General features: G+C 60.7%; 19 protein-coding genes. 13 read left to right on the top strand and 6 right to left on the bottom strand.

The annotated features are described in order from the left end of the window. Window positions 1-176: 176 nt before the first annotated feature. Window positions 177-485, bottom strand: a complete 309-nt coding sequence (locus tag M2497_RS20280; protein ID WP_248482644.1) for a hypothetical protein — start codon at window positions 483-485, stop codon at window positions 177-179. Between the two features lie 561 nt (window positions 486-1,046). On the opposite strand from M2497_RS20280, the gene M2497_RS20275 reads away from it, so the two are divergent. The 3 genes from M2497_RS20275 (at window position 1,047) to M2497_RS20265 (ending at window position 3,793) form a co-directional block, all read left to right on the top strand. Continuing rightward, on the top strand, window positions 1,047-1,976 hold the full coding sequence (locus tag M2497_RS20275; protein WP_248482642.1) for an ATP-binding cassette domain-containing protein: 930 nt from the start codon (window positions 1,047-1,049) through the stop codon (window positions 1,974-1,976). A gap of 360 nt (window positions 1,977-2,336) precedes the next feature. After that, window positions 2,337-3,083 carry an ABC transporter permease gene (locus M2497_RS20270; protein ID WP_248482640.1) on the top strand — a complete coding sequence of 249 codons (747 nt, stop codon included), beginning with the start codon at window positions 2,337-2,339 and terminating at the stop codon, window positions 3,081-3,083. After that, window positions 3,083-3,793, top strand: a complete 711-nt coding sequence (locus M2497_RS20265) for an AAA family ATPase (protein WP_248482638.1) — start codon at window positions 3,083-3,085, stop codon at window positions 3,791-3,793. Before M2497_RS20270 ends, M2497_RS20265 begins: the two co-directional genes overlap by 1 nt. Window positions 3,794-3,802: 9 nt before the next feature. Here the strand turns inward: M2497_RS20265 and M2497_RS20260 are convergent, their stop codons facing one another. The 3 genes from M2497_RS20260 to M2497_RS20250 form a co-directional block, all read right to left on the bottom strand. Further along, on the bottom strand, window positions 3,803-5,323 hold the full coding sequence (locus tag M2497_RS20260) for a glycosyltransferase family 39 protein (RefSeq protein WP_248482636.1): 1,521 nt from the start codon (window positions 5,321-5,323) through the stop codon (window positions 3,803-3,805). Then, complete coding sequence (arnT, locus tag M2497_RS20255; protein ID WP_248482634.1) at window positions 5,323-6,978, bottom strand: lipid IV(A) 4-amino-4-deoxy-L-arabinosyltransferase; 1,656 nt, start codon at window positions 6,976-6,978, stop codon at window positions 5,323-5,325. Before arnT ends, M2497_RS20260 begins: the two co-directional genes overlap by 1 nt. Before the next feature lie 174 nt (window positions 6,979-7,152). Further along, window positions 7,153-7,830 carry a histidine phosphatase family protein gene (locus M2497_RS20250; RefSeq protein ID WP_248488231.1) on the bottom strand — a complete coding sequence of 226 codons (678 nt, stop codon included), beginning with the start codon at window positions 7,828-7,830 and terminating at the stop codon, window positions 7,153-7,155. A 275-nt stretch (window positions 7,831-8,105) separates the two neighbouring features. On the opposite strand from M2497_RS20250, the gene M2497_RS20245 reads away from it, so the two are divergent. The 6 genes from M2497_RS20245 (at window position 8,106) to M2497_RS20220 (ending at window position 15,361) form a co-directional block, all read left to right on the top strand. Beyond that, complete coding sequence (locus tag M2497_RS20245; protein WP_248482632.1) at window positions 8,106-8,774, top strand: ABC transporter ATP-binding protein; 669 nt, start codon at window positions 8,106-8,108, stop codon at window positions 8,772-8,774. 1 nt (window position 8,775) lies between these two features. Further along, window positions 8,776-11,238 (top strand): FtsX-like permease family protein, encoded by a 2,463-nt coding sequence (locus tag M2497_RS20240; RefSeq protein WP_248482630.1) that lies wholly within the window; start codon window positions 8,776-8,778, stop codon window positions 11,236-11,238. Next, window positions 11,228-12,289: a lipocalin-like domain-containing protein gene (locus M2497_RS20235; RefSeq protein WP_248482627.1), complete on the top strand. Its 1,062-nt coding sequence runs from the start codon at window positions 11,228-11,230 to the stop codon at window positions 12,287-12,289. Before M2497_RS20240 ends, M2497_RS20235 begins: the two co-directional genes overlap by 11 nt. 137 nt (window positions 12,290-12,426) lie before the next feature. Further along, window positions 12,427-13,422: a hypothetical protein gene (locus M2497_RS20230; protein ID WP_248482625.1), complete on the top strand. Its 996-nt coding sequence runs from the start codon at window positions 12,427-12,429 to the stop codon at window positions 13,420-13,422. 2 nt (window positions 13,423-13,424) lie between these two features. Continuing rightward, window positions 13,425-13,805, top strand: a complete 381-nt coding sequence (locus M2497_RS20225) for a hypothetical protein (RefSeq protein ID WP_058426373.1) — start codon at window positions 13,425-13,427, stop codon at window positions 13,803-13,805. A gap of 113 nt (window positions 13,806-13,918) precedes the next feature. After that, the gene (locus M2497_RS20220; protein ID WP_248482623.1) at window positions 13,919-15,361 is read left to right on the top strand and encodes a hypothetical protein; all 1,443 of its coding nucleotides are present in this window, start codon (window positions 13,919-13,921) and stop codon (window positions 15,359-15,361) included. A 48-nt stretch (window positions 15,362-15,409) separates the two neighbouring features. Here the strand turns inward: M2497_RS20220 and M2497_RS20215 are convergent, their stop codons facing one another. Beyond that, window positions 15,410-16,510, bottom strand: coding sequence for an SMP-30/gluconolactonase/LRE family protein (locus M2497_RS20215; RefSeq protein ID WP_248482621.1), 1,101 nt, complete (start codon window positions 16,508-16,510; stop codon window positions 15,410-15,412). After that, a complete protein-coding gene (locus M2497_RS20210) occupies window positions 16,507-17,184 on the bottom strand; it encodes a sterol desaturase family protein (RefSeq protein ID WP_248482619.1) in 678 nt (225 codons plus the stop codon). The genes M2497_RS20215 and M2497_RS20210 overlap by 4 nt, the downstream gene beginning before the upstream one ends. 275 nt (window positions 17,185-17,459) lie before the next feature. Between M2497_RS20210 and M2497_RS20205 the strand changes: the two genes are divergently transcribed. From M2497_RS20205 to M2497_RS20190, 4 genes are all read left to right on the top strand, one after another. Beyond that, a complete protein-coding gene (locus M2497_RS20205) occupies window positions 17,460-18,383 on the top strand; it encodes a substrate-binding domain-containing protein (protein WP_248482617.1) in 924 nt (307 codons plus the stop codon). A 63-nt stretch (window positions 18,384-18,446) separates the two neighbouring features. Further along, on the top strand, window positions 18,447-19,955 hold the full coding sequence (locus M2497_RS20200; RefSeq protein ID WP_248482615.1) for a sugar ABC transporter ATP-binding protein: 1,509 nt from the start codon (window positions 18,447-18,449) through the stop codon (window positions 19,953-19,955). Further along, a complete protein-coding gene (locus M2497_RS20195) occupies window positions 19,921-20,913 on the top strand; it encodes a ribose ABC transporter permease (protein WP_248482613.1) in 993 nt (330 codons plus the stop codon). Before M2497_RS20200 ends, M2497_RS20195 begins: the two co-directional genes overlap by 35 nt. Before the next feature lie 28 nt (window positions 20,914-20,941). Further along, window positions 20,942-22,021, top strand: a complete 1,080-nt coding sequence (locus tag M2497_RS20190; RefSeq protein ID WP_071495893.1) for an alcohol dehydrogenase catalytic domain-containing protein — start codon at window positions 20,942-20,944, stop codon at window positions 22,019-22,021. The last annotated feature ends 1 nt before the right edge of the window (window position 22,022 follow it).

Genomic DNA, 22,022 nt, shown 5'->3' with positions numbered 1-22,022 from the left:
CCCGCGTTGGGTTGCGTAGCAGCCCCAAAAAAGCTGGGAGCGCTACGCACTCCAACGCGGGGCAAGCCCGCTCGCCACAGAATGCCTGCCCAGTCGAAAGCAACCAAAGCACTCTTGTCGGGATGACTCACCAAGTCAGTTCACGCACAGAGGTAAGCTGCTTTGTAGGACCGTGTTCAGGCAGTCGCAGGCGCAGGTTTCAGGCACTCGATGGAGCGATCTACTGTCGCCTTGGCGATCTCCAGCAAATGCCAGACCGCCAGGATTCTCGCCCGTTCGGGGTTGCTCAGTGTCTCGCCACAATCCAGCGCGGTGGCGGATGCGCTGTCGAGCAAACTGGCGGTGTAGAGCAGGGCGTCTTCGAAGCTCAGGTCTTCGTGGAGGGCGTGGAAACCCTGTGAAGGCAGGTAATGGTCAATGGCGCGGTTGAAGGAGGCGCGGTCTTTGGTGAGGTCTTTTGGTGGGTCGGGTAGGGCTTTGTTCATGGTGTAGTTCCTTGTGTGAATAGGAGCCAACACCTGGCGCGACTAAACGATGGGTGGCGGCTGTACGCAGGTTAGTCGACCGGCCACAAGGAAATCCGGCGCACCCGAAGGTGCCCTGCGCACAGCCACCATAAAACTTCATGTGACCATGCGCCTTGTGTCATTCCGGGCGACTAAACCCGATCACTGAAAACCAGTGACGGACCGCAGACTAGCCACCGATTCCGGCAGGCACAAGGCGGCGGAGATTGTCTAGGAAACGTCCTGCAATTAAAAGCGACACGCCTTGCTGGCCCTTTACAAAGCATGACCAAATGCCACTAACCCTCCCGCTCAACGATGCCGTTGCCGTCCCTGTGGTCCACAGGGTTGCTTTGCTGAACGCATTCCTCAAGCTGCTAATAACTGCCTTATAACTCAAAAAAATTTGGCTATGCGATTCAGCTATTGGATTGTTCTTGAGGTAATGCATTTAATCCGGGGCCTAACTTATTGTTGTTCGGAATAAATCAGCGTGTTCGCACGTTGTAATGAGTCATCGTTCCGCCTTAGAGATTAGCCATGAGCAACCCGGTTGCCCCCGAGCCCCTGATCCGCCTGCTGGGCCTGTGCAAGACCTTTGGTGCCCAACGGGCGCTGGATCAGGTCAGCCTGGATATTTACTCGGGCGAGGGCGTGGCGTTGCTCGGTGCCACGGGGGCGGGCAAGTCGACGCTGGTGAAGATCCTCAGCGGCAGCCTGGCGGCGGATGCCGGTGAGGTGTGGGTCGATGGGCAGCGCCAACGCTTTGCCTCGCCGTTGTCGGCGCGGCGGGTTGGCATCGTGGCGGTGCACCAAGACCCCGACGACGCCATCGCCCCTGGCCTGAGTGTGGCCGAGAACCTGTTGCTGGATGAACTGGGTCAACCCGATGCGGATTTTCTGCTCAACCGCAAAAGCCTGCTGCAACGCGCCGAAGCCATCGCCGCCGGGCTGGGCCTGGACCTGCCGCTGCAACACCCGGTGGAACGCCTTGGCCAGGCCGAGCGCCAACTGCTGGTACTGGCCCGGGCCTTTGCCCTGCAACCCAGGTTGCTGATCCTCGACGAACCCACCGCCGCCCTGTCGGAAACCGACGCCGAACGCCTGCTCGGCCTGATCGACAGCCAGCGCGCCCGGGGCGTGGCGATCCTCTATATTTCCCAACGCTTGTCTGACCTGCAACGGGTGACCAACCGCGCTATCGTCCTGCAAGCGGGCCGACTGACCAGCGACCTCAACACCCGGCACTTGCCGAGTGCGGCGTACACCTTGTTTGGCGATGTGGCTGAACAACCTGCGGTAACTGCCGACAAAGCCTTGCCGGTGCCGTTTCTGGAACGGTTCACCCGGGCCGGTTTCATCCGCAACCGGGCGGAGGGGCGGGCGGTGCAGGCGCAGGTGGCGGGTTTGCGGATGGACACGGGCGAGGCCGATGCGGAGCGCAAAAGCAGGATCAATCCGGATACTTGATTGCGGGCGTATGGCGCAGTGAGTGATGCCTACTGCTACGAGACCAAAGGGGGCGCATCGCAGATCAATGCCGCTTGTCGTTTTTTTCTGAAAAAAAATTACAACAGTTCGGTACATGTTAAGTAATAAGGCATCTGATTGTTTTTGTAGTGTGTTCAGTAAGTTACTAATCTTGTTGAGGGTTTTGATGTGCTGTGGGAGGGGTCGAAAAAAATCGTCGTATGCAATTATTGAATGTCTGATTTTTATGAGTGAAATTTCTCATGTTCATGAGCCTGTTAAAAGTAGGCTATCTTGAATGTTCTTCCAGATACGCTAAGTTTTGATGGAGAGTCGGTCACGCTTCCTGCGAGGTAAGTCATGAGCGGTTATCTATTGTCCAAACCCTTTTTACTGGCAGCATTGTTTATCAAGGAACAGTTGAAGGAACCGGTTGCACTGTTCTGGATGGTAGTTTCTCCCGCGGTGACGTTCTATTTGATCACCTATGCGAGGACGCCCGATGACGATCGGACGATCAATTATCTAGCCGTTACATCTTGGTTCTATGCCTTTATTGCCTGTAGCGTAGCGTTTTTCGGCCTGGCGTTTTATATCGTCGGGCGCAGAGAAAGTGGCTTCTTGCGTTCATTTGTCTACGCTAAACCGACTAAGCTGGTCTTTCTGTTTGGGCAGTTTTTTGCTTGTTCCATCTTGTCGATAGTTTACTGCATGGTTTTCTACGGTCTGACGAAACTTTATTTTGGGGCGGGAGTGGAAGTGTCGGAGGTGTGGGATGTTGCGTCGAGATTTTATATCTGCTTTCTCTTGTTCTCTATATTTTCGCTGTTGCTTACATTGGCTCCATTAAGTTTTCAAAATGCCAGTACTGTTTTTTCTGTCTTGTTGTGTTTGATGTTGGCGCTTGGAATTGTCAGTGCCAGTACATCTCATACTGCCCTCGAAGTCATCAAGCTGTTAAATCCAATGAGATGGGCTAATCAAATAATGCTAGAGGGGGTCGTGGGATCGATAGAAGTCATGCTGGTTGTCATGGTGGCCTTTTCTATTTCCTTTGGCGTGACCTTTCGGTTATTGCTCATAAACCCAGTCTGGAGCCGATACTAATGAAGAAACTTATCGTCAGCTCACTCGGGGTCAGTTACCCAGGCCATGTAGTGTTCAGCAAGGCTTCTCTGACAGCCATGGCCGGCTCCATATCAGGCCTTCTCGGCCCAAACGGCTCCGGTAAAACGACGTTTTTTGACGTACTGTGCGGCCTGAAGAAAGTGGAGGGTGGTGAAATAAGCAGCTCCTTCTCCAAGCTGCTGTACCTGTCGCAGGTCATCAGCACACCCCCTGTATTTCGCATGTTCGACATCTTCAAAATGGCCATGCTGTTTTGCTCCGACACCCAGGTCACCCAACAACATGCACTCGATAAAATCGAAAAATGGAGCCCCGGCATCGCCGAGCGGTACTGCGAGATCTGGAACAAAAAATCTGCGCTCTGCAGCTATGGAGAGAAACGCTGGTTTTTTACGTTGTCGTTGCTTTGTGCCAACGCGGACCTGGTGATACTGGATGAGCCCACTGCGGGTGTGGATCCGGAGTTTCGTTATCACATTTGGCGCTGTCTGGAGGGGGCTGCGGCAGAGGGTGTCGCGGTCTTGGTTTCATCACATAACGTCGATGAGATCGTCGCGCATTGCGATGATTTTTATATGCTGAGCCAAAGGCGATTCAACCGGTTCACTGACGCGCAAGGCTTCATGGACGCGTACGACGCCCAAAGCCTGGATGAGGCATTTATCCATGCCGCCAGCCTGAAGGGATAAGACCGCCGTCTATTTGGACCAGGGAACGAACGCCACGCTGCCACCCTCACGTTTTTGAAACAAACGCTCGCCATTGTCCGGCTGGGTGGTGATGACCTGGTGATCCGCGCCCAGGTACGCCAACGGCGTCAGGTCGTCCTTGGAATACTGCGCGACGATGATCGTGCGCTGCGGGTCGAAGGCCTTGCCGCTGGTTTTCTGCAACCAGGCCATGAACGCTGCGCTGTCGCCCTGGCGCGGGAAGTCCTGGGTCTCGGCCACGTAGTAGAACGGCTTGCCACCGTTTTGCAGGTACATCGGCACCTTGTTGTCCACTTCCACCAGCACCAGTTGCCATTGCTCCCACGGCGCGCGTTTGACCGCTTCGCTGCGCACATCCTCGGCCAAGCGGGTGACGCCGCCATTGCCGTTGCTCCATGGGTAGGCCACGCCAATGACCAGCAGCATCAACACGGCGGCGCAGGCGAACCCTTTGTACCAGCGCGGCCGGCTGGCGGGCCTGGCCTGCAGGCGTTCGCTGAGCCACCAGGCGCCGAGCAACTGGGCGAAGGGCACCAGCGGCAACACGTAGTAGCTGCGCCGGCTGCCACTGGCGGTGAAGAACACAAACAACAGGCCCAGGCCCCACACCAGCCATCGCACGTTGGGCGGGGTCTGGCGCCAGTGCCGCAGCGCCAGCCACAGGCCGAGCAGCCAGCACGGCAGCCACGGCAGGGTGTAGGCGGGCAGGTAGATCAGGTAGGTGTAGATCGGTCCCATGTGATCGAACGGGTCGAAGAAACGCACCACGTTTTCGCGGAACACCAGCGCCAGGCCGCTTTGCCCATAGGTGGGCGCACCGTAGATATGCGAGAGCACGAACGGCACGGCATATACCGCGGCGGCGATTAGCAGCGCAAGTAGCAAGCGCAGGTTGAGATGGCGCTTGTAGCGCTGCTCGCCGAGCAGGTGCGGCAGCAGGACCAGGCCCGGCAGCACAAAACCGATCAAGCCCTTGAACAGCGAGGTCACGGCCAGCAACAGGAAGAACACGGTGTAGCGACCCAGCCGGGTGTCGTCCGGCCCGCGCCAGTACCACCAGACGGCCGCCAGCACGCCGCACACCGTCAGCACATCCGCCGTGGCCACCCGCGCCCAGAACAGAAAGTAAAAGGTGGTGGCGAGCATCCAGCCGGCGATCAGCCCGGTGCCCTTGCGCATCAGTTGCTCACCGAGCAGGTAGACCAGCCACACACTCAGCCACGCACCGATCACCGAGGGCAAGCGCAGTGACCACGGCCCGAGGCCGCCCATCAGGTGGGCCGTGGCGGTGATCAGCCAGTAGGAGGGCAGAGGCTTGTCGTAATAGGGGGTGCCCTTGAGGTAGGGGTCGAAGTAGTCCCCGCTCTGTAGCATCTGCAAGGCGATGTTCGCCCAGCGGGTCTCCGGGCCCCACAGGTCGCGTGCGCCGAGGCCGGTGAGCAGCAACAGCGCGGTGACGCCCAGCAACAGCAGCAGGGCGCCGCGTTCGGTCTTCCAGAAGGGTGTCATCAGGGCAGGCTCGGGTAGATGATCAATTCGAGATAACCCTTGTAGTAGCGTTTGCCGCCTGGCGGCAGTTGCCCGGCTTCGCGCATTTCACTGGTGCTGTTGACCCGCAGCAGCACGCCCACCGAGCCGTGCTGGCGCGCCTCCTTGAGCCAGGCCTGGACCCCGTCCAGTTCCACTTTGCGATGCACCGAGCCCGCGTATTGCAAGCCGTAGCGCAGTTCGCCCTCGGTGTCATACAGCGATACTTCTGGTCGTTTCAGGCGCCAGGCCAGGGCGCTGGCACTCCCCAGTTCATTGCTCAGCAGTGCCTGGGTCTGTTGCAGTTCTTCCAGGTGTTCAAGCACAAACTGGTCGGGCATTTCGTTGTCGGCAATCCACGACGGCATGCTCGCCGGCAACAGGATCACCAGCAGGCCGATGCCCAGTGCAGGCATTGCCCACAGCGTCAGTGGGCGAATCACTTGCAGCAGGTTGGTGAGAATCCACACCAGCAGCACGATGAAGGCCAGGGACAAGCTGAACATCTCGGCGTGGCTGTTGCTGTACAGCGGCCGGGCGATTTGCAGGTAGATCAGGCCGATCATGGCCGCCATGCCGATCACGAAGTTGAACAGGCCATTGAGGCAGATCGTGCGGGCTTTGCCCTGCTTGACCAGGTCGATCATCGTATGGCCCATCAGCAGTGCCAGGGGCAGCAGGCACGGCATGATGTAGGTCGGCAGCTTGCCTCGGCTCAAGCTGAACAGGCCCAGGGGCAGAAGCAGCCACAACGCCAGGAAGGTGATCGCCGGCTGGCGTTTTTCCTGCCAGGTCTTGCGCAGAGTCGTTGGCAGCAGACCGGCCCACGGCAGGCTGGACACGGCGATGATCGGCAGGAAGAACCACCACGGCCGCACATGCTGCGCGTTGTCGGCGCTGAAGCGGCGAATGTGTTCATTCCAGAAAAAGAAGCGCCAGAAGTCCGGTTCCTGAAGATGGATGGCCAGCGCCCATGGCAGGCACACCAGTACTGCGACCACCATCGCCAACGGGCCATAGCGCAGCAACTCACCCAGGCGACGCTGCCAGAGCATGTACGGCACGGCAATCAGCACCGGCAGCGCCAAGGCCAAAAAGCCCTTGGTCATGAACCCCATGGCGCAGGCCAGGCCCACGACGACCCAGGCCCAGAGGCGGCCGCGCAGCGTGGCACTATCGAGGGCAAACCACAGCGCCACCAGGCTCAGGTTGACCCAGAAGGTGAATTGCGGGTCGAGGTTGGAATACCCCGCCTGCCCGGCCACCAGGCCGAAGCTCAGGTAGAGCAGGGCACAGGCGAAGCTTTTGCGCGGGTCATTCCACAGGCGACGGGCGATCAAGTAGGCCAGCAGCACACTCAAGCCGGTGGTCAGCGCCGAGGCGATGCGCACGCCGAACAGGTTTTGGCCGAACACCGCCTGGCCCAGGGCAATCAACCAGTAGCCGCCGGCGGGTTTTTCGAAATAGCGGATGCCCATGAAATGCGGCGCCACCCAGTTGCCGGTTTGAAGCATCTCCTGGCTGATCTGGGCGTAGCGGGTTTCGTCCGGGATCCACAAACCATGCAGGCCCAGGGGCAGCAGGTAAAACGCAACGAAGGCCAGCAGTAATACCGGCAGGGGTTTTAGTCGGGTCATGCAAACGTCGCTCCCTGACGCTCTGAGATGTGGGTTTCAAGTGATGAAGTAATAGTGGAAAAAATCACAGCGTTCACACAATTGCAGAAAATATTCATGACGTCCTTAGTTAAAAGGCGCAACTAAACATGCCAGAACAGGGCTGTCTTTTTGCTGAACAGGGCGGGGAGTAAGTTAGTGGGTCTGTTTTAGCGCGGCAGGCCAATCCGGATTGTTGACGATGCCCAGGATCTTCAACTTGCCGTTGGGCAATGCCTGCACGAACAACGCGCTGCCGTATTCGGGGAACGCGGCATGGGGGAAGCCCTGGGTTTTTTCGAAGTCGGCGATGCAACCGCTGTGGGTAACGAACACCAGATTGCGTCCGGGGGTCTTTTGACTGAGCAATTCCTCGCCCATGGCCGTGCCGCAGATGGCCTGTTGGCCCGAGGTCAGCTCGTTTTTGTCGAACATGAAACGCAGGGTCTGCGCCGTGCGGATAGCGGGACTGGCGAGCACATCGCTGGTGTCCATCCCCATGGATTTAAAGGCGTTGCCGAGCTTTTCGGCCTGTTGGCTGCCGTGTACCGTGAGGCCTTCCATCGGGCCCAGGCACGGGTTGGCGGAGCGATCGCAACGCTCCTCATGGCGCACCAGTACGATCAGGTCGCCGTCGCGCCACAGCGGCATCACTTGCGAGGTCAGCAGGCGGTTGCCGATGCCCAGGTCCCGTGGCGACGCCGGCCAGAACAGGCTGCACACCAGCAGCAGGCCAACCACCGCAAGTCCCAGCCAGAGTCGTTGCAAACGCTTGAAAAAGTCCCGGGGCGAGCGCGGTTTGGTCAGGGTAAGGTCAACCACTTCATTCACCATGGGCATTGTTGGCAGTCTTGTATTAATTAGGCGCAACGTTTTAGCGAATGTCCTTAGTGGGACCAGAGGCTGTCACACGACGGCTGTCTTTTCGCTGAACACCTTGCATGTAAAAAGTTGTGAAAAAGGACAACTAACAAGTTGCCGGCAAGTGAGGCTTGGTGGGTAATTTAATGAGGCACGGGTGGGCAGCTGGTGAAATCGATGTGAAAAATTTGCGTGGCCTTGGTCGGCAGCCGTTATTCTCGATGGCCGCCCATCAAACGAGTGTTGTCATGTTGCAGGTGCAAGGTGTGATCAAAAGCTATGCCACCCCCCAGGGGCCGTTGGCGGTGCTGGCCGGTGTCGATCTGCACCTGGGCCAGCGCAGCAGCCTGGCGCTGATGGGCGAGTCGGGCAGCGGCAAGAGCACCTTGCTGCACTTGGTGGCCGGGCTCGACCGTGTGGATGGCGGCAGCATTCAGGTGGGCGAGCAGCGCCTTGATCAACTGAGCGAAGCGCAACTGGCCCATTGGCGACGTACCGAAATCGGCCTGGTGTTCCAGCAGTTCAACCTGATCGGCAGTTTGCGGGTCGAGGACAACCTGGCGTTCCAGGCGCGGCTGGCGGGGCGCTTTGACCCGCAGTGGCAGGCGCAGTTGATCGAGCGCCTGGGCCTGGGGGATTTGCTCAAGCGCTACCCGGAACAGCTCTCTGGCGGCCAGCAGCAACGGGTGGCGGTGGGGCGCGCATTGGCGTCGCGGCCGGGCCTGTTGTTGGCCGACGAGCCCACCGGCAACTTGGACGAGGCGACCAGCGACGAAGTGCTGCAACTGTTGCTGGACCTTTTGCGGGACAGTCCCACCAGCTTGTTGATGGTCACCCACAGCCCGCGCATCGCTGCACGGCTGGACCGCCAGGTGGTGTTGCAGCGTGGGCGCGTTCTAGCCGCAGGCGCCGCCTGAGATGGCGGTATTTCAGTGGACCTTGCGCGCATTGCTCAGCCACTGGCGACGGCATCCTGTGCAGTTTTTCAGCGTGCTCACCGGCCTTTGGCTGGCCACCGCACTGTTGATCGGCGTGCAAGCCCTCAACAGCCAGGCGCGTGACAGCTATGCCCGTGCCAGCCAATTGATCGGCGGTGAACCCCAGGCCAGCCTCGGTGCGCCGGACGGGGCGAGTTTCCCCCAGGCGATCTTCGCCCAATTGCGCCGCGCCGGGTGGCCGGTCTCGCCGGTGGTGCAGGGGCGAGTGCAGCTCAAGGGCCTGGAAGAGGTACGCCTGCAGTTGATGGGCATCGACCCGTTGTCGTTGCCCGGCAGCGGCGCCGTGGCGGGGCAGCGCTTGAGCCAGGCGCAGATGCTCGCCTTCTTTGATCCGCCGGGGCGTACCTGGATCGCGCCGCAGACCTTGCAGGCCTTGGGACTGCGCGAAGGCCAGCAACCGACCACCGTGGGCGGCCGCACACTGCCGCCATTGCAAGCCCAACCAGACATGGCGCCCGGCCTGTTGCTCACCGACATCGGGTTTGCCCAGCCTGTGCTGGAGATGCCCGAGCGCCTGTCGCGCCTGCTGGTGGACAAGGCATTCGCCGCCAGCCAGCCCACGCCGCCCGCCGGGTTGCAGCTCAAGCAAGGCGAGGACAACAACCTCGCACGCCTTACCGAGAGCTTTCACCTGAACCTCGACGCGCTGGGTTTCCTGTCCTTCGTGGTGGGGCTGTTCATTGTGCATGCCGCCATCGGCCTGGCCCTGGAGCAACGGCGCGGGTTGCTGCGTACGTTGCGCGCTTGTGGGGTCAGCGTGCGCATGCTGATTGTGAGCCTGAGTGTGGAGCTGGGCGTGCTCTCGTTGCTGGGAGGTGTGCTGGGCGTCGCCAGTGGCTACTTGCTGGCCAGTCTGTTATTGCCCGATGTGGCCGCCAGCCTGCGTGGTTTGTATGGCGCCGAAGTCCCGGGGCAGTTGAGCCTCAGCCCCTGGTGGTGGGGCGCAGGGCTGGGCTTGAGCCTGATCGGTGCGCTGCTCGCCGGTGCCAGTAGCCTGTGGCGGGCAGCGCGCCTGCCCTTGCTGGCGCTGGCCAATGCCCAGGCTTGGCATGAAGCCCACGGGCGTTGGTTGCGCCGTCAAGCGTGGGTGGCTGGCGCCGCCTTGCTGATCGCCTTGCTGGCGCTGTGGCTGGGCAATAGCCTGGCTGCCGGGTTTGTGCTGATGGCCGCCTTGCTGCTGGGTGCGGCGCTCGGTTTGCCGGTGCTGCTCAACGGCCTGCTCAAGGCCGTGTTGGGGCGTAGCCGTTCGGTGCTCGGCCAGTGGTTTCTCGCCGACTGCCGCCAGCAGTTGCCGGCCTTGAGCCTGGCCCTGATGGCGTTGCTCTTGGCGCTGGCCGCAAACATCGGCGCGGGCTCCATGACCTCGGGTTTTCGGCATACCTTCAACAACTGGCTGGAGCAACGTCTGACCGCCGAGCTGTATCTCAACCCACAAACCCCTGCCCAGGCCGAACAACTCGGCACCTGGCTGGCGCAACAGCCGTTGGTGCAGACCGTGCTGCCCACCTGGCAGGTCGCCGTGCAAGTGCAGGGCTGGCCGGCGGACCTGTTTGGCGTGGTCGATGATCCCACCTACCGCCAGCATTGGCCGCTGCTGGAGGCCACGAGCGAACCCTGGGACCAGTTGCAGAAGGGCGACACCTTGATGCTCAGCGAGCAACTGGCGCGCCGGCTCGGGGTGAAGCTGGGCGATGCCGTGAACATCCCCACGCCTCAAGGTGTGTGGTCGCCGAAGGTGGTGGGGGTTTACGCCGACTACGGCAACCCCAAGGGGCATGTGCTGGTCAATTCACAACATCTGCTGGCGCACTGGCCGACGCTGTCACCGGCGCGTTTCAACCTACGGGTCTCGCCGCCGGACGTGGCGCCGCTGGTACGTGAGGTGCAACGTGCCTTCGCCCTGGACGACAGCCGTATCGTCGATCAGCAGCAACTCAAGGGCTGGTCGAGCCAGGTGTTCGAGCGCACCTTCGCCGCCACTGCCGCGCTGAACAGCCTGACCTTGGGTGTGGCCGGCGTGGCATTGTTCATCAGCCTGTTGACCCAGAGCCAGAGCCGCCTGGGCCAGCTTGCACCGCTGTGGGCATTGGGCGTCACGCGTCGGCAATTGATGCTGCTCAACCTCGGCCAGACCTGGCTGCTGGCGGTGCTCACATTGGTCCTGGCGGTACCGCTCGGCCTGCTGTTGGCCTGGTGCCTGGATGCAGTGATCAACGTGCAGGCGTTTGGCTGGCGCCTGCCGCTGCAGGTGTTCCCGTGGCAGCTGGCGCAATTGCTCGGGCTGGCGATGCTGGCGACCTTGCTGGCGTCGGCCTGGCCGTTGTGGCAGTTGTACCGCAGCCGTCCTGCGGATTTGTTGAGGACGTTTGCCAATGAAGATTAAGCCCCTGTTGTTGGCGTGTTTGCTGCTGGCCGCTTGCGACAAAGTACCCGCGCCGCAGGAGAGCTTTGCCGGTCTGGGCAGCGACGCGGCGGACTTTGCCCAGGTGGTGCCGGGCAAGGTGTTCAGCTTCCCCGAGGACCACGGCCCCCATGCGGGCTTTCGTATCGAATGGTGGTACGTCACCGCCAACCTCAAGGACGCGCAAGGCAATGTCTTGGGCGTGCAGTGGACGCTGTTTCGCAACGCGCTCAAGGCCGGGCCGGTGCAAGCGGGCTGGCACGACTCCACCGTGTGGCTCGGCCACGCCGCCGTTACGTCCGCCACCCGCCATTACGCTGCCGAACGTTACGCACGCGGCGGCGTCGGCCAGGCCGGAGCTCAGGCAGTGCCGTTCAATGCCTGGATCGACGACTGGAATTTCGCCACCCGCCCTGGTGCAGAGAGCCCTCTGGCGGACATGCAACTCAAGGCCAGCGGTGCGCAATTCGCCTACGACCTGCACCTGACGTCCAGCCGTCCATTGGTGCTGCAGGGCGACCACGGCTACAGCCGAAAATCCGACCAGGGCCAGGCTTCGTACTACTACAGCCAGCCATTTTTCAGTGCCCGTGGCAGCGTCAGCATTGACGGCAGGGTGTATCAAGTCAGCGGCCCGGCCTGGCTCGACCGCGAATGGAGCAGCCAACCGCTGACCGCCAGCCAGACCGGCTGGGACTGGTTTTCCCTGCACCTGCACCGGGGCGAGCAATTGATGCTGTTCCGTGTACGGCAAACCGATGGCACGTCCTACCTGACCGGCACCTGGATTGATCGCGAGGGCCATACACAAACCCTGCACAACGCAGATATCCAACTGACGCCTCTGGATACGACGACTATTGAAGGGCGCAAGATCCCCACTCGCTGGTCGCTGAAAATCCCCGGCAAGCAGCTGGATATCACCACGCAAGCGTTCAACCCGAATGCCTGGATGAACCTGAGTATCCCGTACTGGGAAGGCCCGGTGCAGTTCGAGGGTGGGGTGGGTTACCTGGAAATGACTGGGTATTAGGGTTGTTTCCGTAGGCTGTATTTCTATGCTGCGTAGGCAGCTTCCCAAATGTAAATCGCCCCCCCTGGACGTGTGTCCGGGGCGCAGGTGCTTGCTTATATTTCGACGCCATCTTCACTGCTCACAGGATGTGAGGCATGGCGCAAAGTTTTATCAACAACCGCGTAACGGACTATCAGAGCTTGAAAAACCGACTGATGGGCGGTGCCCCCAGCCGCCAGCGCTCCGCTCATTTTGATGTGTTGAACCGGCACCTGCGCCCCGGCCTGGTGGCGCCGGGGCAACTGGTGATTATTCCCGACAGCCACAGCGTGAATTGCTCGGTCGAGGAGGCCTGGTTGATGCGGCATGCCGAGGAGGTACGCCGCCATCTGGAGGGAAGTGCTGCGGCCGGCACGACGGTGATCGACAACTATGACTTGCTGCAGAGTTTCATGGCGAAGGGCTCGATTGGCATCGGCAGCGCGACGTCGGCCTGGGCGCGGCACCTGGATGAAGTGGCGCAGACGCTGGAGGAGATCGAGCGGTTGCATCAGCGGTTGAAGGACGGTGCGTTGGACAGGACGGCGTTTATTCAACAGCGCCAGGGGTTGTTCCGGCGGTTGGAGGTGCAACTGCAAGGCGCGGCGCGGTTGGGGACGGGGTTGCAGGGTAATGAGTCGTTGAAAAAGGTGTTGGGCCTGTCGACCAGGAGCTATCTGCATAAAGGTGAGATCGCCGGGTATGCGAAGCGGATGCGGGAGATTGCGCAGATGTCGAAGTGGTTGGGTAAAGGGACTTATGTGGGGTTGGCGCTGGATGTGGGAGTGGCGGGGTTGGAGATCAAGGAGGCGTGTGTGGAGGGGCGGGAGGTGCAGTGTAGACGGGCGAAGTATGTGGAGACGGGGAGGTTGGCAGGTGGAGTCTCAGGAGCTGCCTTTTTGGGAAGAATCGGTGCAGGAGCTGCTCGCAAGGCATGCACAATGTTCCTAGGCATTCGCATGAAGGGAAAAGGTGAACTCGCCTGCGGAATTATCGGAGGCTCAGCGGGAGGGTATGTGGGAGGTGAGGGGGTCGGTAGTGCTGGGGCGTTTTTGGGAGGAGAGATCATGGAAGTCGATGGGGATTTGATATTCCTACCCGAGGGAGCCTAACCATGAATTTTTTTCTCATCTACTCCATCGTGTTGTTTGTCGGGACGTTTGTTGTCTTGGGACTGATGATTTTTGCGGAATATGCAAAGCTGGATGAGGTGGAAAGTTATTTCCGTCAGAACGAAAAGGTCCAAGACAATAAGCGATTTTGGAAGCGAAACCAGTGGATCGACAGGCAATATCGCATGTTGCTTATTTCTGAGTTTTTCTCAGACTCAAAGCGCCATGTGGAAGCCGGTATTGTGACGGAGGCTGAATTAGCGTCAGTTCCTTTAGCGCTCAAGCGCTGGATGGTGTGGCCTTATAAAGTTGGCTATATCTGGGCCTTCGGGACGGCTATCTGGAGCTTCTGGCGTTGGTGGTGCGACATCCCCATTCCATAGAAACCCAAATTTCTTCAAAAAATACTGTACATCCATCCAGTCATATCCTACATTCCATCCCAGGTGACCGGACGTCACCTGAGCTTCACTTTTTAACTATGGATGGATAAAAAATGAAATCGAAAAAAGCCTTTATGCTGGGCGCGGCCATGGCGGCCTCCTGCTTCGTTTCGGCCTTCGCCCTGGCCGAGCAAACCCCTCACACACTCAGCGCCGAAGCGGTCAAGCAGGCCGTGGAAAAAGCGCTCAAATCCGGCGGCAAGCTGGACGCGGCGAAGGTGCCGACCAATCTCAAGCAAAAACTCCATGCAGCCAAGACCGGCCAGTCCAAGGCCGTCACCCAGGCGGTCAAGTCCGCACCGTTCAACAGCGTAGTCAGCGAGTTGAAAAAACCGAGCCAAGCCGAGCCGAAAAGCGCTGCTGTCGCCGACTTTGTGCCGCTGTTCCCCACCTTGGATATCAACACGCTCTACACCATCAACGGTGTGGCCCAGGGCGAAGAGTTCGCCTACCACTTCAACCTCCCACAGAATGCGCGGGTCCAAGTGCAATTGGTCAACCAGAGCGCGGGCACCGACATGTCGCTGACCCTGTTTCAGGACGATGGCCAGGGTAACTTGAGCGTGGTGGGTTCCTCGGATACCGCAGGCAATGCCGATGAGTACCTCAACGGGGTTCTGCCGGCCGGTGATTATTACTGGTACATGGTGGCCAAGGTCGCGAACAACTCGCAGTTCAGCTTCGGCGTGGCGGTGGACACCAACATCGATGCCTACGAGCCCAATGACACGCCACAGACTGCCTTTGTGCTGCCGGACTCGATGAACAAGGTCTCCGGAAACCTCGATAACGCCAACGATGTCGACTACTTCGACTTCAAGGCCGTGCGTGGCCAGAGCGTGAGCATGTACCTGGCCGGTGACGCGAGTGGCAGCCGTAACCAGTGGATTTTCGACCGTTTTGACGGCGTCAACTGGGTTACCGTTCCTGCGGGCTCGACCTCGACCTACCCGAGTGTCACCCCGGGCACCACTGTGAAGGTGCGTGTGCGGGCCAACCCGGCTGTGGCTCAGGACCCGACCAAGCACTATCAACTGAGCCTCGGCTCTACGCCGCGGTTGAACACGTCGGATGTGAAGGGTGACAACATCGTGCGGGTGCCTGCATCGATATTCTGGATGGCGACCCAGGCTGCGCGTACGGTGAACTGGACCACTAACTGGTCCGACTCCACGGGTGCGCCGCTGCTGGGTGTTACGCCGGTACTGCGCATCGATAAACGCTTCGAAGGTGCCGAGTTCAACTGGACCGACTTCAAGGCCACCACCAACAGTGCGGGTACCTCCCAGGCCAGTGCTGCTATCGGTGACTGCTTCGGCGATTACCGTGTGCAGTATCCGGACAGCAGCACCGGTGTGACGTACACCTGGGACACCACCTTCAACTTCGGCGGCTGGCGTATCGAGCTGGATGAGTTCCCCGGTGTGGGGGTTGGCGGCGAGAATGTGCCTTACGTGACTTTCGGGCACATCTGCACCCAGAACATCGTTCACTGATTCTAGGGTGTGAGTGAGGAGGGGCAGCCTGATGAGGCTGCCCCTTTTCTATTCTCCCGCCAACGCCTGTGCCAACGGCAACCGCGCCATGCTCGTGCCCTTCAACGAGCCCAGGTACAACCACTCGCCATATTCCCGAGCGGTAGTAATGGGCGAGTAGTTGCCCGCGCTGCCATCCTGCAAATTGGCAATCACCTTGCCTTGCGTATCCAACCCCAGCACAAAGGCTTTGCGCTCGATCGGCTTGGGCACCACCATCAACGCCCGCACCATCACTTTGCGCAGCATGGGGTAGCCGGCGAAGCTGTCCAGCAGCGGGTTACGTGGTGAATACAGCGCCACCCAGAAGCGGTCCTGGCCATTGAAACTGAGGTTGTCCGGCAGGCCGGGCAGGTTGTCGATAAACAGGTCATGGCTGCCGGCACGTTCGCCCTTGAGCCAATACCGGCTGATGCGATAGGCGCCGGTCTCATTGACCAGTACATAATGTTCATCCGGGCCCAGGGCCACGCCATTGGCGAATTGCAGCTGGTCGAGCAGCACCTCGGTGGTGCCGTTGCTGAAGTCATAGCGCAGTAGCCGACCATCGCCGCCATGTTCGATCACCGCTTCGCCGTCCTGCCCATAACCCCAGCGGCTCGATGCATCGCTGAAGTAGGCATAACGCCCGCTGGCGTCCACGGTGACGTCATTGGTGAAACCGAAGGGGACGTTATTGGCTCCCGTGCTCAAGGTAGTGAGTTGGCGGTTTGCATCCAGGGCGAGCAGGCCCTTGATGCCATCGGCAATGATCAAGCGCCCATCCGGGTGCAGCGCTATTCCCAGGGGCCGACCGCCGGTATTGGCCAGTACCTCCAGGCTGCGGCTGTCGGGTGCGGTGCGGATGATGCGCCCGTCATGCAAGCCACTGATCAGATAACCCTGGGCATCCAGCAGCAAGGCTTCGGGCCCGGCGATGTCCTGCGCGCCGATCTTCTGCACGCCCTTGAGGCGCTGGTTTTCGGCGTAGGGGCCGTCCTTCAGCGACGGCGGCTTGGGCGGTGTCCAGTTCACCGGTTGCACTTTGGTGGGCATCAACAGCAAGAAGGCGATCACCAGCAGAAACAGCACAAACAACAGATGACGCAGTTTTTTGGGACGGGTACTCATGACGATTCCTGGTTGTCGTGGGGGCCCGGCTCCCAGTACAGGGTGCCGAACAAGTAATCCATCAGCGGGAGGACGATATTGAAATTGTGCCCCTGCATCAGCTCACGGCGGTGGTGCAGGGCATGCAACTGGTGCATCTGGCGCAGCCACGGCAGCCGTGCCACTGGGTGGTCGGCGGGCAGGTGTTCGCAGGCGTGAAACAATTCGTAAAGCAAATATCCGAGGAGCATGCACCCGGCGAACAATCCGGCGACGTTGGGGCTCAACTGCTGGAGCAGCCACCAGGCGGGCAGGGTGATCGCCAGGCTGTGCAGCACGATCAGCCAGGCCGGAAACAGAATGACGCGCCAGTCCCTAGGGCTGTCGTAGGTCATGTGGCCGGGGGTGAAAAAACTGTGGTGATCGCCGGTGTGGCGCGCATAGAACAGGCGGGCCAGGGCGTGTTTGTGGTGGCCGAGGTGGCGGTGTACCAGGTAGATACACAGGTTGAAGAACACCAGCGTCGCGGGCACGGTCAGCCATTGCAGCGCGGTGATCTGGTGCGTCGATGACCAGGCCAGGCTGATGCACGCGATGCCGTAGCCGAACACGAAACTGGCGTGGAGCCAGGGGTTGTAGTGGGGCGCGACTTGGGCGCGGTAACGGGCGCGAAAGGTCTCGGTGGGATGGGCCATGGCAGGCAGCTCGGTATTTTTTGTTGGAGGCTGAGCTTAGTTGGTACTCAAGATTGTGCGAGGTTTTGTGTTGCGCACATGAACACGTGTGGGAGGGGGCTTGCTGTGGCGAGCGGGCTTGCCCCGCGTTGGGCTGCGAAGCAGGCCCCCTTGTGACATTTCGACCGAAGCCGACCAGTGGCCCCTTGCGTCACCCGAATTTCCTTGTTAGCTTCTCGCAAAATGTTAACGATAACATTTGCTCTAACAATAAAAACAAAACAGAGAACCACGCCATGAAAATGCTCCCGAAAACCCTGTGTTTATTGGCTGTAAGCATCACCCTCGGTACCGCTGCCCCCGCTTTTGCCGACGCCGCCAAGCCGATCCGCATCGGCGCGTCCTTCCAGGAAATCAACAACCCCTATTTCGTCACCATGAAAAACGCCCTGGAAGAAGCCGGGGCGACCATCGGTGCGAAACTGATCATCACCGACGCCCGCCACGACGTGTCCAAGCAGGTCAGCGACGTTGAAGACATGCTGCAAAAAGGCATCGATATCCTGCTGATCAACCCCACCGACTCGGTCGGCGTGCAATCGGCCGTCAAGTCTGCCCACGCCGCCGGCGTGGTGGTGGTTGCGGTCGATGCCCAGGCGGACGGCCCGCTGGATTCCTTCGTCGGTTCGAAAAACTTCGACGCTGGCTTCCAGGCCTGTGAATACCTGGCCAAGAGCATCGGCGACAAAGGCAATATCGCGATCCTCGACGGCATTGCCGTGGTGCCGATCCTGGAGCGTGTGCGTGGTTGCAAAGAAGCCGTGGCCAAGCACCCGGACATCAAGATTGTCAGCATCCAGAACGGCAAGCAGGAACGTGACCAGGCGCTGACCGTCACCGAAAATATGCTGCAGGCCCAGCCCACCCTCAAGGGCATTTTCAGCGTGAATGACAACGGCTCCCTCGGCGCACTCTCGGCCATCGAAGCCAGCGGCCTGGACGTGAAACTGGTCAGCGTCGACGGCGCGCCGGAAGCGATCAAGGCGATCCAGAAACCCGGCAGCAAATTCATCGCCACCTCGGCGCAATACCCTCGTGACCAGATCCGCCTTGCCCTGGGCATCGCCCTGGCCAAGAAGTGGGGCTCGCAAGTGCCGGCCACCATCCCGGTGGACATCACCTTGATCGACCAGGCCAAGGCCAAGGATTTCAGCTGGTAAACCACCCAGGCCCCACGCCATCCGTGGGGTTTGCGGTCTCCTTCTGAATACGAGGTCGGCGGCATGAGCAGTCTTCTGAAGCTGGAAAACATCTGTAAGCGGTACCCGGGCGTACAGGCCCTCAAGTCCATCAACCTGCAGGTCGAGCGCGGCGAGATCCATGCCTTGCTCGGCGAAAATGGCGCGGGCAAATCGACCCTGATGAAGATCCTCGGCGGCGTCGAGCGTCAGGACGAAGGCCAGATCCTGATCGATGGCCAGGCCCGGCAGTTCGCGACCTACCGCGATGCAATCGCCGCCGGCATTGGCATCGTGTTCCAGGAGTTCAGCCTGATTCCGTACCTCACGGCCGTGGAAAACATCTTCCTCGGCCACGAGCTGAGCAACCGCTTCGGCCTGCTGCGCAAGCGCGAAATGGTCGAGGCCAGCGAGGCGTTGTTCAAGCGTCTCGGCGTGACCATTGACCTGCAATGCGCAGTCAAGCACCTGAGCGTGGCCGAGCAGCAGTTTGTCGAAATCGCCAAGGCCCTGGCCCTGGATGCGCGCCTGCTGGTGCTCGACGAACCCACCGCCACCCTTACGCCAAGCGAAGCCGAGCTGCTGTTCGAGATCATGCGCGAGCTCAAGCGCCAGGGCGTGGCGGTGATTTTTATCTCCCATCACCTGGAGGAGATTTTCCAGGTGTGCGACCGCATCAGCGTGTTGCGCGACGGCGGCAATGTCGGCGTCACCGATGTGGCCGACAGTGACATCGACCGCCTGGTCGAGATGATGGTCGGGCGCCGCCTGGCATGCAGTTTTCCGCCCAAACCGAGCAGCGCACGCGGCCCGCTGTTGCTGGAGGTCAAGGACATTCAGCTGGTGCGCAACGGCCCCCGCAACAGCTTCCAACTGCACAAGGGCGAGATCCTCGGCTTTGCCGGTCTGGTCGGTTCCGGTCGCACCGAGCTGGCCCTGGGCATGATGGGCGCGCTGCCGTCGGTGAGCAAAGACGTGTGGCTACGCGGTGAGAAAATTACCCTGGATGACCCGGCCCAGGCGCTCGCCCACGGCATCGGCCTGCTGCCGGAAAGCCGCAAGAGCGAAGGGCTGATCACCGATTTCAGCATTCGTGAAAACATCTCGCTGAACAACCTGCCCAAATACCAGAACGCCTCGGGCCTGATCGACAAGGCCAGGGAATGCGCCAGTGTCGAAGACCTGATGCGCCAGCTGTCGATCAAGGCCCCCAGCGGCGAAAGCCGGGTGTTCAACCTCAGTGGCGGCAACCAGCAGAAGGTGGTGATCGCCCGCTGGATCAACCACCACTGCGACGTGCTGGTGTTCGACGAACCCACCCGTGGCATCGACGTGGGGGCCAAGGCGCAGATCTACGCGCTGATGCGCAGCCTCACCGAACAGGGCTACGCAATCATCATGATTTCCTCCGAGCTGCCGGAAGTCATCGGCATGTGCGACCGCGTCGCCGTGTTTCACAAGGGCGCCATCGTCAAGGTCCTCGAAGCGTCCGCCGTCAATCCTCAAGAGGTCATGCGCCATGCAACAGGGGGCTCAAGTGAATACGTCCATTAACACCGTCGACAGCAGCCGGCTGCGCCTGAACCTGGCGCGGCTGGTGCGCTCGCCGGCGTTCTATCCGTTCGTGGGGCTGGTGGTGGTGACCCTGGTGATGATCCTCGCCAGCGACACCTTCCTCACCGCCAGCAACCTGTCGAACATCGCCCGCCAGGTGTCGATCAACGCGATCATCGCGGTGGGCATGACCTGCGTGATTCTCACCGGCGGCATCGATCTGTCGGTGGGGCCGGTGATGGCGTTGTCCGGCACGCTCACCGCCGGGTTGATGGTCGCGGGCCTGCCGCCGGGCCTGGCGATTGGCGCGGGGATGTTGATCGGCGTGGCCTTCGGCATCGGCAATGGCCTGTTCGTCGCCTACCTGCACATGCCGCCGATCATCGTGACCCTGGCGACCATGGGCATCGCCCGTGGCCTGGGCCTGATGTACACCGACGGCTACCCGATTTCCGGGCTGCCGGAGTGGTTCGGCTTCTTCGGTCGCCAGAGCCTGTTCGGCATCGAAGTGCCGATCCTGATCATGCTGATCACCTACGCCGCCGCCTATGTGCTGCTGCAACACACGCGCATCGGCCGCTACATCTACGCCATCGGCGGCAATGAAGAAGCGGTGCGCCTCTCCGGCGTGCGTGCCGCGCGCTTCAAGCTGCTGGTGTATGGCATCAGCGGCCTGACCGCAGCGATTGCCGGGCTGGTACTCACCTCACGCCTGATGAGCGGCCAGCCGAATGCCGGCGTGTCGTTCGAGCTGGATGCGATTGCCGCCGTGGTACTCGGCGGGGCATCGATTGCCGGCGGGCGCGGGGTGATCGTCGGCACCTTGCTCGGCGCCATGCTGCTTGGCGTGCTGAACAACGGCCTGAACATGCTTGGCGTGTCGCCCTACGTCCAGAGCGTGATCAAGGGCGCGATCATTTTGCTGGCGATTTTCATCAGCCGTCAGCGCCACAAATAAACTCCTAACAAGCACAGGACTCGACACCATGGACAAGCACACCGACATGCAAGCCGTCGTCTGCCACGGCCCCAAAGACTACCGCCTGGAACGCATCGGTAAACCCCAGGCCCGCGCCAATGAACTGGTGATCCGCATCGCCGCCTGCGGCATCTGCGCCAGTGACTGCAAGTGCCACTCGGGCGCTGCGATGTTCTGGGGCGGCGACAACCCCTGGGTCAAGGCGCCGGTGGTGCCGGGGCACGAGTTTTTCGGTTATGTGGTGGAAGTCGGCGAGGGCGCCGCCGAGCACTTTGAAGTCGCGGTCGGCGACAAGGTGATCGCCGAGCAGATCGTGCCCTGTGGCAAGTGCCGCTTCTGCAAGTCCGGCAAGTACTGGATGTGCGAAGTGCACAACATCTTCGGCTTCCAGCGTGAAGTGGCCGAAGGCGGCATGGCCCAGTACATGCGCATCCCCAAGACTGCCATCGTGCACAAGATTCCCGAGTCGGTGTCGCTGGAAGACTCGGCGCTGGTGGAGCCGATGGCCTGCTCGATCCACACCGTCAACCGTGGCGATATCCAGCTCGATGACGTGGTGGTGATCGCCGGCGCCGGCACGCTCGGCCTGTGCATGGTCCAGGTCGCCGCGTTGAAGACCCCGAAGAAACTGGTGGTGATCGACATGGTCGACGAGCGCCTGGAACTGGCGAAGCAATTTGGCGCCGACGTGGTGATCAACCCGGCCCGCGACAACGCCCGCGAGATCATCAACGGCCTCACCGACAACTACGGCTGCGACGTCTACATCGAAACCACTGGCGTACCGGCCGGCGTCACCCAGGGCCTGGACCTGATCCGCAAGCTCGGGCGTTTTGTCGAGTTCAGCGTGTTCGGCGCCGAGACCAGCGTCGACTGGTCGATCATCGGCGACCGCAAGGAACTGGACGTACGCGGCGCGCACCTCGGCCCGTATTGCTACCCGATCGCCATCGACCTGTTCGAGCGCGGCCTGGTCACCTCCAAAGGCATCGTCACCCATGACTTCCCGCTGGACGACTGGGCCGAAGCCTTTGAGTTGGCCAACTCGACCAAGTCGATCAAGGTGCTGTTGAAGCCGGTGGTTTGAA

The sequence above is a fragment of the Pseudomonas sp. CYM-20-01 genome (assembly GCF_023169845.1).
GTDB classification, from domain to species: Bacteria; Pseudomonadota; Gammaproteobacteria; order Pseudomonadales; family Pseudomonadaceae; genus Aquipseudomonas; species Aquipseudomonas azotoformans.
This window is presented reverse-complemented; position numbering and strand designations above follow the sequence as displayed.